Here is a 12,685-nt window from a genome sequence, read left to right as displayed (position 1 = left end):
TTTAGTCTTCGATTAGAAAGTTGGGCTGCTGACTTCGACCAAGTAACCAATCATAGAGTACTATCGTTTGTTCTGCTATCTTAGACCAAGTAAACTGTGCACTTACCAAGGCCTTCCCCCGGCACCCCATTTCAGCAAGCGCTTCTTTTGGTGTATTTAAAGCGTCGGCTAAAGAATCTCTAATAGCACTCACAGTTACATCTGTCCACCAGCCGCACTTGTTGGTCAGCAAATATTCGCAGGGGGATGCTTTGGTAGTAAATACAGGTGTGTTGGCCCCCAAAGCCTCAAGAACTGTCATGGGCGCTCCCTCACTATGGGACGGCAGTATAAACAAATCTGCGGCGGCATATGCCTCGCGTTTCTCTTGATCAAACTGGGGCCCAATGAACTGCACGTAAGGAGCCAACAACAATTCTTGTACCATTTGTTCTATCTCGCGTTGGTGATTAAACTCATCAACGCCAGCGATCAAAAACTGCCAGTTTGCCAGGTTTTTCTCCAACCCCCTCATAGCTTTTAACAGCATAGGCAACCCCTTTTTAGGGGTAATCCGACCTAGAAACAACATGACCTTGGTATGCGCAGAAATCTGATACTTGTGTCGAAACGCCTGCCCGTCGGCACTACTCGATATCCAATCAGGTGAGATGCCATTTGGGATAACTGCAATTGGATTACAGAGGCCAAAATCCCTAAATCCTTTGGCTTCGCGTTCCGAAAGAGCATGTAAACAGGCTGCTTGTTTCAGATTCTCACGTTCATAAAGGAACAACGCCAGTCGTTTTTTGTTCATTGAACGCTTCAACGCCCAGGGATCCAGCGATCCATGTGGCGCTACTACAACTGGAATAGTATGAGTTCGGCGCAGAACATTGCTCACCTGAGAACCGGCCGTCCAAATTCCATGTTGATGCACAACGCCTAAAGCATGGCGATTCGACTTTGCAGCAGAGAGCATTGCAGGGCTAAATCCAAACCTGGTTGGGCCGAACGAAGGGAAAGCCATCACCCTGCTGCACCCTAAACCTGACGAGGTGACCGCCCACTCAATCTGATCCTCGCTGTCTAAACACCAGATGCGGGCATCCGCGTTCAGGTCATTTTGCGCTTTCGCTAAGTTGACTACCACCTGGCCCAATCCAAAAGATGTTTGACCGATGGATGAAGATAGATGCAGGATAGAAGCAGGTTTCATCGTGTCCTCAAACTGGCAAAAGCACTAGCTATGCGATGTCGAGTATGACCCTCTTCATCAATATAAGTATTCGGCCGATCGAAGATCGTGGCCCAACTCTTAACGTTACCGCGGATGCTCCTGCGAGAACGCAAAACAATCAGGTGGAGTATGGTGATCATAGTGAGCGGCATCAGCGTAGTCACCTGGAAGGTGAAGAATGAAACCAATCCATCACGAAATACCTGAATTAGAAGAGCATATACACATAGGGACCAGAAGTTGACCACAGAGTAATAAGGAGCCTGGAACATGTTGTTGTAAAGTGTGTTTAGAAGCCAGCCAATGAATACAGAGTACAGCAAGATACCCGCATAGCCGAAATTGGCGTAAGCTTCACCCAAGGCGGTTACAATCGCACCCATGTCGCCTGTAGGGCGTCTCGCAGTCTGTATCTCTTTTTGCCAATCAGCCAAGCCGGGCTTCTCTGGCCACAAAGCTCTGGGGATTGGAAGCAGCAATAGATTTAGGTAAGTGCGACCATAGTAGAGCTGTCCTCGCTCATCAATTTGTGAAAGGGCTACAGCCATTTGATCCATGAACATGGCATCGCCATGGGTACCAACACGCATCTGGGTTATGCGGCCCGTCAGCAGATTCCAGGCTCCCTCCAGATCGCCCTGACGTAGGATAGGTCCAAGTTCCTTCCCGGAAACAAAGAGCAAAATCATCAGCGACAGCGGTAATGCCAATCGCCACGAAGGCCAGCGAACCTCTTTTCGGCGCAAATAGACAAAAACGACAAACAAACCCGGCACAATGACCATCATTCGAAACGGAAAAGTTAACAGACCCAGTATGAGATAAATTATTAAGGGGATGATAAGAAGGGGGCGAAACCCATAGTAATAGATCAACGCCAATAACGAGATGCCGAACCATTGGTACATCGAGATCAAATAGCTTGAGGTTGCCCACACACTTAAAGAGGCGGAGGGATCGCCAGAGAAAATCGGGCCTCGCAACACAATAAATGCTATCAGCCCAACCGGCAAGGTAAAGACGAGGATCATCCACATCAGCCGCTCGCTGAAGGGACGGAAATTGTGGGAGTTGAGGTTCGAGACTGGGATCTCCTGTCTTCTGCGCGACAGAAATAACCAAACCAGCGTCATTACGATCAGGGCTACCAATGATACGAAGCTGGCGCGCTGGATCTCCGCCGGAGTGATGGGGCTGAATTGCAGCGCCCAGGCTTCGAATAACGTCGGCGCACCATTGGCCAACTGAAAGAGACGGAACGTGAACGTATATCCGTGAAAGAAGAAATACAGCGAAGCAGGGTGGAGGGCTGTCAAGCGGCCAAAGCGTAACATGGCAACGAGACAGCCCAGCAAGACGGTCAGATCGAGAAAAAAAATCGTCCAGTAATCCAGCACAATCATGTCGTCGTCCTCAGTGCCAATAGAGCGGTAACAAAGTGCCGAGCCACTTTCCGTCTTTGAAATCCGGCGTCAGCCATCTGGGCAGCATTGTTTCCCATCTCTTGTCGCTCCAACTCAGAAAGCTGGCAGAAGCGTGCAAGAAGAGCGCTGATGGCGGCACTGTCAATTGTTGAAATAATCATGCCACTATGGCCATCATGTACAAGTTCCTTGACATTACCGGCCTTACTAGAGACGATTAGCGGCACTCCCGCAAAAGCCGCCTCGATCACCGCAAGAGGATTGGGGTCGCGTTTGGTGGCAAGGACAAATGCGTCGGCCGCAGCCAGATAGTTGCGCACTCCGCAAGCATCTTGTTGGCCTACCAGGCGAACATCACCTTCACCATTGCCGATGGCTGCCTGTAGTTCCTTGCGCAAAGCGCCTTCACCCACCAAAACGAGAACGCAGTTCCCCGCCCTTGTTTGCAGGAGAGACATGGCGGCCACAAGCTCTCGGACTCCTTTCTCATCATCCAATCTCGTTACGGAGACAAAGATGTTGGCGTGCAATGGGAGGCCTAATTGTTGCCGCACTTGAACTTTGTCAAGTGAACGCGCAACTCGGAAGAAATCATCGTCCACCGTGTTGGGTAGCGGCAGAATAGTTGAACGGAAACCCAGCTCCATCTCCAGAAAATGTGCTGAGGAGTCGTTGGGTACCGCAAAGGCATCGTAAGCCCGTAAGCATTTGCGCCGTAGCCAGGCAATTGGCCCGGAAGGATTGAGAACCGCATCTGCGTGTCCTTCACTCCAGAAGATGCGAAAGGCAGGACCGCAAAGGGTTGGGCTGGCTGCCAGTAATGCTGTTGGCATGTTCCATCCTCCAGCAGTGAGCAAAAATTCGGGGTTCAGTTGACGTAAGCGCTGCACAACGTCGGGGTTAAAGTGTGCTTGCAAGGCGCCCACTTGAGGTGATATTCCTGGCAACACCTCGTGAGGATAGCGCATGTCGTTGAAGGATATTGTCCAGTATCGGTTGGCTTCTCGTTCTGCACAATAAAGCACGTGAAAACCATAGCCGAACGCATTCAGCACTTCATTCAAGGCATTGCAGAAAGAGATCCGATAAGGAGTTGGTATATTCGTCACATGAATTAGTAGACGATTTGCAGATTGTTGTGTCATACAGAGAGCTCGGAAAATCGTATTGTACTCAAGTGTTTCAGTCACCACGTTTGAAGAGGTAATTGATTGTTCCAAAATCTCGTTTCTTGTTGGAAATCCATCTCTCGACGTCGTTCAGCGTAACGGGCCTGATCTCAGCCCCAATTGAACTCGCGTTGTATCCATTCTGCCAAAAAAGCTCAAACAATTCCACAAAATGCGGATTGATTGAAGATTGGAAGTTCTCGGTCAACCCATGTTCGATAATCCATATAGGGGCCGGTGTTCTCTGTAGAGTGGAAACTGCTCCACGCAGAACGTTAAATTCATTACCTTCAACGTCACATTTGATCAAGATGGGGGAGTCCTCATAGCGATGGTTAAGAAGGTTATCCAAAGTATTAATTGCCACGGGGGTCTCATATGTAGCGACCACCCCCCCCCAGTTTGCCAGGAGTGATGCACCTTGACCTCCGCCACGCAGGAACGATACACCAGAGTGATCTGATAATGCAATTGGTAACACCTCTATCCCTTGATCAAGATAGTCGTTGATCTGTAGTGTCTTACAAAGGCACATAAAGTTGAACGGATGGGGTTCAATTGCCATCACCTGTTTTCCAGCCTGAACCGCTAAACAGGTAAACAAACCGATATTTGCACCAATATCGACTACTACCTCGCAGGATGCCATGCAACTATTGAAAACCATTACATCATATGAAATCGGTTTGTTAGTGTCATGGCCTGCTCCCCATAGCCGAACCCCCATGGAAGTGTCATGCACTCCAGCCTTACTAAAGAAATAGTAATCTCTCAGATACCTGAAATTTCGTATTACTGAAGGCAGTTTATGGTCAAAGAGATTTCGCAGGGCGGATTTCATGCTGGTACCTCGCAGTTCAACAGGTCACAATAGGCTTGCCGCACGTTTTGACGGAACTTATCCCAAGTGAACTCTCTGGCTCGAATCGCTGCCTGGTGACCCATTTCCGCTAACTGATGGCGATGCTTCAAACACCAACTTATCCGATCAACCAGAACTTTTGAGTCGCGTATTGGAACAATGAAGCCATGCTTACCATGTACAATTACATCTGGCCCGCAAGTGTTAGGCGTTGTGATTACAGGCAGACCACAGGACATCGCTTCCAGAATAACATGGGCAAAACCCTCCAGAAGGGATGGGAACACAAACAGATCGGCATCATGCAGTTCCTGCAAAACTTCGGCATGCGATAACCCAATCTTTACCTCTACTTTGCAGTCATGATAACGCTCAATTAAAGCAACATCTGGCGCAACGCGACCACAAAGAGTCAACTGAACAGGCTCTTCTTTCAGTATACGCATCGCATCAAGAAGATATGCGATGCCTTTTCGTTGCACAATGCTGCCTAGAAAAACAAGCCTTAACGGCTCGCCGGGCGCTGTACCCGTCGGTTTTTCCGGAAAGCCAACTGGATCAACGCCGTATGGTATTACTTTCAGCCTATCTTCAGATATCCCGTTTTCCACTAAGGTACGGGCGCAGAAGGTACTCGCTACCATCACACTATCGGCCAGCGTTGGCTCAATGACCAGTTGCTCGTAAACACGCGGCGGAATACTCATCTCGTGTTCTTGGAGAAGCGAGGCGCTGGCGTCTGGCAGGAGTAACAGTTCTTCTCGCAAGATTCGCTGGGCGCTGGCCGGGTGAGGATGCATCTGAAACAACAACCTGGGGCGTTGCTCCATTGGGGCATGGAACGCAGTCGGTCTGAGAGCTTCTGCTGCATAGGTACTGTAGGACAGGACCACCGTCTGCGTTTGCTGGGCAAGCAGTCGAGCTTTTCTGCCCAAGATTCCGTCGCTGATAGGGTGAAGATTCTGCCTGGTCAAAAGGCGATTGGCGATGATTACACCCAATGCTTTGGCCGTTGAACACACCTTATCGCTGGGCAAGCCAGGACAGTAGCGTTTGGAAAGCAACTCCATAGGCAGCAACCGCCCAACCGTGCGCATAAACCAAGGCTGATCAAGGGGAAAATAAACGTCTGTGACCAGCTTTTCCAGCAGACCAGCCTCATACAAGGCCAGTGCTACCTGGTAGTGATCTCGATTGCCTGCGTGTACAACGACCACACGTTGGAGCCTAGTCACCGAGATATTGTTCTCTATATCCATGATAATACCATATGAAACCAGACACCTGACCGCTCAAAAAGCATGAAATTGCAGTAACCAAAGGTGTTAAATATCGGTTCCTATTCCGTGAATATGATACCGAGAAGATAACTTGACGCGTTCTGATACTTCGGCGAAGTCAAGAACATAAATCGTTGAGTCAGTTACATATTGTTTGGCAAAGGGTTGATACGGAGCGTTCTGGATAAGGCAACGATTGATTGGATCATATTCACATGAGTTATATCCAATGGATAGAAGATACTCATGAAGTTCGTTCTCTTTGTATCCATAACGTGCCCCTTGTCCCATAGTCTCAACTATCAGCGCACGAACAGCACCAGACTCCAGAAGATGGTGAGCACCCTTGATCACTGGTGTCTCGTAACCCTCTACGTCTATCTTGACCACAAGACTCCGAGACCCTGTTGGTACGATCTCATCCAGCGTTGTCGACTTAACTTCAATGGTATCAGTGATAGCATCCGTTGAAACCACGCGGTTGGTAACGTCTCGATTCATTTCCATCCTTACCGTGGCGGTCTTGTCACCCACGGCAACAGGCACTATTGTTACGGAATCTTGAAGACCGTTTAACTGTAAGTTGGTGTGTAATTCTTGAACCGTAGATGTGATGGGTTCAACAGCGATTGTTCTTGCACCGATAACACCAGATGCCAATAGTGTAAATGCTCCCACATTGGCACCTACGTCTACAAAGACGTCGGATGGTTGCAGCGCGTGGAGAAGAAACGCCATTTCTGGCAACTCAGGTAAACCGAATGTCGAGATCGCATTCAAATATCCACCTGGGCACACAAGCACTCGTGTATTCTCAACAAACGGCATGATCCACCCTGTGACCCCACACCACATTCCATATCTCATCAACATCTGGTGACGCACATATCGCATGGTCGCTGAAAGCCGATGATGTTTGGTTAAAGGATTGCGCGATATGTGCCAATAGAAAGTTCTAAAGTGCTGTACCATAGCGATATCTCTATGAAAACCTTTGAATGAGTACTCATGACAGTTCATTCCATAACTTCACAATATGATCTGCATATCTGTCCAAGACATGATTTTCAAGTACGAATTGTCTAGCAGTATTGCCTCGCAATTGAATCTGATTCTCTGACATCCCCAGAAATCTCTGTATTGCTTGAACAACCTCGGAAACTGGTGCATCTTTTTCGACTAACACCCCGTACGGTTCACGTACTAGCAAATCTGTTTCACCGGTGTTCGTAGCGACAATACAACAACCGCATAGCATCGCTTCGAGCAAAGATTGAGAAGGATAATTGCTTATTTCCTGAAGTGACAAGAAGACTTTCGCATCACTCAATTCACCAGAAACGTCAGCCAGTCGAATCCGCTTCCAGCCAGGTCTTGCGTTACATAACTCATCCAGTCTTCGTTCTGCTTTCTCGCTGATCGAACTTCCATCTGAATCACCGCAGATCGTGAATATCGTCGAATCATAATGTGGCCAGGATTGAAGAATGTCTATTAGAAGATATACCCCTTTGGCAGTAGAGAGATGTCCCGCAAACACAACCTTATCCGCTTTCTTGTCAGCAGGTCTAAATGTAACTGGATCGGAAAAGCTGCATGGGGCAATGCGTAGTTTTGCTTCAGGGACTATGCCATGCCAGTCAAGTCCCGGGTTAATCACCTCGAAAAGATCAACATGCTTTGCAATCCACTGGACGATCTTAAAGCCCTTGATATTCACTGGATTATTCAAGTATCCACGGAACGTGTTGGTCGTGTAAGAGTAAATCACTTTACACCCTCGCAAGCGTCTGGACAGGAGCGCTGTGTAAACTGATCTGATACCCACGGCTGGTACATGGATGATTGAATCTCTTGGTATAGCCTTCCACAGGGTCCATTGGGCGATCAAATTGTGGGCGAGCTTGGATTGACGATCCTGCATAACGATGACGTTGTGGCCATCTAGATGGATGCCAACATTGCGTAAGCACTCTGCGAAACTGGAGTTTATCACAACTCGAACTTGATGGTATGTCGATTGATGTAGCAAATGTTGGGCCAGCCGCCCCCACCGTATCTCCTGCCCACCTAATTTCGACGTGGGAGCCGCTAGCATAGAGATAACTACAGATTGTAATGGACTATTGGCTGCCATCACACACCTCGGGATACAAACGATCGTTAATAATTTCAGAGTCTTCAAGACGCGATATTCGCTGTCGCAAATCCATGCGCCATGTTTCTGGAGCACTGTTTAGAGCTACAGCACCCTCTACCTGCAACGCTCGGCGCATTGCACAGTATGCCGGGCGTTGCAGCCCCATCTCCTCCAAGCGTAGACCAAGAGCCCTGGCCAGTTGATACGTTGCCGTTGCGTTTGTACTTCGTGCTAACGCGCTTTCTAGTACCTGGATAGCCATTTCTTGCTGACCTGAGTGCCAGAGTATATCAGACTGCGCAATGTATGGCTCAGCCCAAACTGTAGGATGCAGTTCGCCTGCAAATTTGTACGCTCGAAATGCTTCTGCACTCATGCCCCTTTCTTGATAATAGATACCTAATTCGCGGTAAAGCATGGCCGCAGAATGGTGTGATGATCGCCGTTTCATCCACTCAATGCAATCTAAATAGATTGCCGTGGTTTCATAATCGCCAGACACTGCTGACTGCTGAGCCAGTTGGATTGCCTTATAAATTGCTTCTGGGCTCTTAATCTGCTTACACGCCTGTTCATGGTAGCCAGACTCCCAATACGCATCGAGTTGTAGTATAGCCAGGATATCACTTCTTCCTTGAGGGAATAAAGCCAGTTGTTGTTGAAGGCAAGTTATATCTGCACTGTTTCCAGAGTATTCCACTTGCTTTGACATAAGCGCCGCCTCTGGAAAAGTCAAAGATAATCCATAGTAACATGGCGATATAGGTGTTTTGACAAGAACATCAGTAGCAAGCACCGAAAGTGCTGGTAAATCTGCCACATTTTCTTTTGTGTCTCCTACTACTGCTCGAACTCGAGGGAACAGCGCAATAATGATAATAACTAGCACGATTGCACGAGAGTAGATAGGGCTTTGAAGATCCCTTTTGCCTGTAGAAAAGCTCAAACGCTTCATAATGCCATATAAAAGCAGAAGTATCTTGAAATTTATTCAGAATCAACTCTAAGGTTCAGATAAGAGACAGAACATAGCAAAACAATACACTACATTAGGTTCAGCTTTTCTTCAGATTTCTGGATTCTGAACAACTAAAGTAGCGATGATAAGGATTGGCCTTAAACAACCCTGTTTCCACTTTCCAATAGTATTTGTTTAATAAGCCTAGTATTTCCTTTTTACTAGTCTTATCGTCATAATCAATTTCCCAGAAGTGCGAGTCAAACAATTGCCTTGATTTCATGGGCAGCCTTAACCAAATGCCAACCCATCGAAGGAATTTAGGTAATCTGATAAGTCCGCCAAACCCTATATATTTGCTATGGACAGGAAGAGTGAGAAATAGTCTCTCTGAGAGAGTAGAAAACTGTCCGATCAAGTTTTCAAACTCCTCAAAAGGTATATGTTCCAACACTTCGCAACACGATATTAAATCAAATTCATTTGAATGTACAAAATCACTTAGATCATGTAAAGGGGCAACAATATCAGGAAAAAGGTTAGGGTTAATATCAAATGTTTTTACATGGATCCCCATTGTTTTGAAGAATCCTGAAACAAAACCATTTCCGACGCCCACCTCAATTAGTCTTTGAGGTTTAAATTGGCTAATATGATATATTTGCTCAGTAAATGACCACAATTGCCCATAAGAAAAATAATGATCTGAATAATAGATTTCTCTATCCAGATTCTTTTCTCGATCATATCCTCTCATGTTCTGCCTCCATAAAACCTTGGTTAGTGCATCGGATTTCTTGTTTATCGGACATTAAGCTCAAGATTTTTTACTTAATTATGTTAAATGTAAATTGTGTCTTAATTAAAAACAAAAAATATAGACCCAACAGGAATCCTGCTACCAACAAACGTATTTCAATCTTACTGTCGGCCATAAACAGGTAAAGCAAAACACTGCCAGCAGGCAAAAACATAAGCACAGGTTTAGTCAAAATTTGCACGATTCTATGCAAGCTCACACCGGCAGCTGTTAAGATTGACAACAATAGATATCCATAAACAAGCACTCCGGTACCTGCAAACAAGGAAACGGCTATACGGGGTTCCTGCAAGATACCACCCATATAAAGGGCGGCAAAGCGGGTTGCAAAATTTACCATGTTGAATTTGAGAAGGAATTCTTGTTTTTCTAATGTGTTGAATATCGTACTTAATGGAGAGGAAACAAACCAAAGAAAGGCCCAAATGCTAAGTATCTGGGTATATACACCAGCCTCTGCCCAAGTCGCACCAAAAATTACGGCAAAAAGATCATGGCCGATGAAAGTCAACATCAGCATAGGAAATAACCCAATCATCACCAATCGTTGAAAGGTGTTTTCTACTACAGCAGCTAGCTCTCCACGTAAGTGAGCTTCCGAGGCCCGTTGAAAAAATACCTGACCAATGGCGCTGCCAATGAAACTCATTGGTATTTGTAGAATTCGATAACCAAAAGCATAGTAGCCAACAATAGTTGAAGAGAAGAAACTCGATAGCATAAGTACTGGTAATTGCCACGAAGCTGTATTGAGCAAAGCTGACCATGTGTCGTAAAGTGGGAACTTACGATATCGCTTGATCTCTTGCAACATTTCTTGCCACTTGATAGATCCCAGAAACAGCTTTTTGTCTTCCCGCCAGGTCTGTCCACCAAGAACCGCGGTGGCTAACGCACTCCCACCCACACTGGCGCCGATAAGAGTACCACCGGTGGCAAACCCCACAAACCCAAGTCCAAGCTGCACCGAAGTAGAAAGTACGGATCGGCTCACCTGGGCAATAGAAATTCGACCAAAATGTTTAGTGCGAGAATTCCAGTAATTAAGGGATCCAAAAACACCGGACACAAAAACGGCCACTGGCAGCAACCAGAGATAAGGTCTTAAACCCGGTGCATTTAACCAATATAGCAAAGGTTCTTTAACCAACCAAACTACCAGCACAGTTAATAAGGAGACAATGATGGTAAAAAATAAACTGACACCCAACAGATTAGCTGCTTCCTCATCACTTTCCGGAAGCATGATGGCTAATTCGTAACGCATGCAAACCATCACACCTAAAATACTAGTAATTGAAGTAAAAAGCGCCAGAATGCCAAACGCTTCAGGAGGATATAAGCGTGTTAAGATAGGCGAGGCTGCTATTCCCAAGAATTGGGCAATAGCGGTGCCTGAAACGAGCTTCAGCACATCTCCAGCAAAGCTGGTTTTACGCTTTACCAGCACCGCTTCTGCAGAATCGGCAATAGTCTCAGGCAAATCCATCTGGTCAGCTTCCCCGCCCTATTACCCGGTATACAAAATTACCAGCATTCACCTGGCTCAAGCTAAACAGATGACGACCATCAATCAAAACAGGCGTGCGCATAATCGCGCCAATTTCTATCAAATCAACTGTTTTATAGGCAGTATGAGCCACCATCAAGACGGCCGCGTCACAACCGCGTACACAATCTAACAAGTCGCCCTCGTACTCAGCCACCCAGGGATCATGAATCCGCACCTCAGCCCCAGCAGCCCGGAGCCGCTCCACCAAAACTGCGCTGGGCGTATTGCGCGTATCGTCAGAATTCTCCAGATAAGCGTACCCCAACACCGCCACCCGCGCCTGGGACAGAGCAATCCCCTGTGTCTCCAGGGCGCTCTGCAACAGGTCAACCATGTGCAGCGGCATCTGGTTATTGACCCGCCGCGCCGCCGGAATCAAGGAAAGATCAAGTTGCCCCTGAGCGCCGTAAGCCAATAGCCAGGGATCCTTGGGAATACAGTGTCCGCCCACGCCCGCACCAGGGAAGTGCATATTCCGGCCGGGGCTTTTATTCACCAGTTCGCGCACCCGCCAGACATCACCGCCCACCGCCTCGCAAATCAAGGCCACCTCATTGGCAAAAGCGATATTCACGTCGCGGAAAGCGTTTTCCGTTGTCTTGACCAGTTCGGCGGTAACGCAGTCAGCCACATCCAGATCCGCCGCCACAATATGACGGTACAGGGCAACCATCAATTCGGCAATCTCCGGCGTACTGCCGCCGCAAACGCGGCTCATCTGGCGCAAATTAGCCAGCAGCTTGCCAGGCATCACCCGCTCCGGGCAAGCCCCCAGGTAAAAGCCCTCATTGATGCCCCGGCCGTTCGCTTCCGCCAGCAGCGGTCCCACAACCCGATCCATCGTGCCGGGCGCGATGGTAGATTCGACAATCACCAACGCGCCCTCCCGTAAAACCGCCCCTAAGGCGCGGCAGGCCGCTTTCAGGGCCACATATTGGGGCTGGTGGTTATCATCAACCGGCGTCTCCACATCAATCAAGATCACGTCTGCCTGGCTTAAGTCCTGGTAGTCGGTCGTTGCCTGCAACTTGCCAGCACCCGCCACCTCAGCCAACAGGTCGGCCAATCCCGGCTCTTCCCCCTCAATGGGGCAAACGCCTTGATTGATAAGGTTTACCCGCTCCGCCTTAATATCTACGCCAATGACCTGAAACCCGGTCTGGGCGAAAACGGCGGCCACCGGCAGCCCCACATACCCCAGGCCAATCACGCCAATAACGGCTTCTTTCCGTTCAATTTTTTGTTTTAATTGTGACAGCAT

The 12,685-nt window shown here is 47.9% G+C and carries 11 protein-coding genes; all 11 read right to left on the bottom strand.

The window, feature by feature from the left end:
* Position 1 precedes the first annotated feature (1 nt).
* The 11 genes from IPM39_06905 to IPM39_06855 all read right to left on the bottom strand — a co-directional run bounded on the left by IPM39_06905 (position 2) and on the right by IPM39_06855 (position 12,685).
* Positions 2–1,198, bottom strand: a complete 1,197-nt coding sequence (locus IPM39_06905) for a glycosyltransferase (GenBank protein MBK8985799.1) — start codon at positions 1,196–1,198, stop codon at positions 2–4.
* Positions 1,195–2,622, bottom strand: a complete 1,428-nt coding sequence (locus IPM39_06900) for an oligosaccharide repeat unit polymerase (GenBank protein ID MBK8985798.1) — start codon at positions 2,620–2,622, stop codon at positions 1,195–1,197. Before IPM39_06900 ends, IPM39_06905 begins: the two co-directional genes overlap by 4 nt.
* Complete coding sequence (locus tag IPM39_06895; GenBank protein ID MBK8985797.1) at positions 2,619–3,863, bottom strand: glycosyltransferase family 4 protein; 1,245 nt, start codon at positions 3,861–3,863, stop codon at positions 2,619–2,621. Before IPM39_06895 ends, IPM39_06900 begins: the two co-directional genes overlap by 4 nt.
* Positions 3,826–4,653: an FkbM family methyltransferase gene (locus IPM39_06890; protein ID MBK8985796.1), complete on the bottom strand. Its 828-nt coding sequence runs from the start codon at positions 4,651–4,653 to the stop codon at positions 3,826–3,828. The genes IPM39_06895 and IPM39_06890 overlap by 38 nt, the downstream gene beginning before the upstream one ends.
* Entirely contained in the window at positions 4,650–5,933 is a 1,284-nt protein-coding gene (locus IPM39_06885; GenBank protein ID MBK8985795.1) for a glycosyltransferase family 4 protein, read from the bottom strand. The genes IPM39_06890 and IPM39_06885 overlap by 4 nt, the downstream gene beginning before the upstream one ends.
* Positions 5,934–5,999: 66 nt before the next feature.
* A complete protein-coding gene (locus IPM39_06880) occupies positions 6,000–6,734 on the bottom strand; it encodes an FkbM family methyltransferase (GenBank protein ID MBK8985794.1) in 735 nt (244 codons plus the stop codon).
* 226 nt (positions 6,735–6,960) lie between these two features.
* Entirely contained in the window at positions 6,961–7,686 is a 726-nt protein-coding gene (locus IPM39_06875) for a glycosyltransferase family 4 protein (GenBank protein MBK8985793.1), read from the bottom strand.
* 391 nt (positions 7,687–8,077) lie between these two features.
* Complete coding sequence (locus tag IPM39_06870) at positions 8,078–9,049, bottom strand: tetratricopeptide repeat protein (GenBank protein MBK8985792.1); 972 nt, start codon at positions 9,047–9,049, stop codon at positions 8,078–8,080.
* A 100-nt stretch (positions 9,050–9,149) separates the two neighbouring features.
* Positions 9,150–9,809: a methyltransferase domain-containing protein gene (locus IPM39_06865; protein MBK8985791.1), complete on the bottom strand. Its 660-nt coding sequence runs from the start codon at positions 9,807–9,809 to the stop codon at positions 9,150–9,152.
* Between the two features lie 70 nt (positions 9,810–9,879).
* Positions 9,880–11,361: an oligosaccharide flippase family protein gene (locus tag IPM39_06860; GenBank protein MBK8985790.1), complete on the bottom strand. Its 1,482-nt coding sequence runs from the start codon at positions 11,359–11,361 to the stop codon at positions 9,880–9,882.
* Positions 11,362–11,365: 4 nt separating this feature from the next.
* Complete coding sequence (locus IPM39_06855; GenBank protein MBK8985789.1) at positions 11,366–12,685, bottom strand: nucleotide sugar dehydrogenase; 1,320 nt, start codon at positions 12,683–12,685, stop codon at positions 11,366–11,368.

It is taken from the genome of Candidatus Leptovillus gracilis (assembly GCA_016716065.1).
GTDB classification, from domain to species: domain Bacteria; phylum Chloroflexota; class Anaerolineae; order Promineifilales; family Promineifilaceae; genus Leptovillus; species Leptovillus gracilis.
This window is presented reverse-complemented; position numbering and strand designations above follow the sequence as displayed.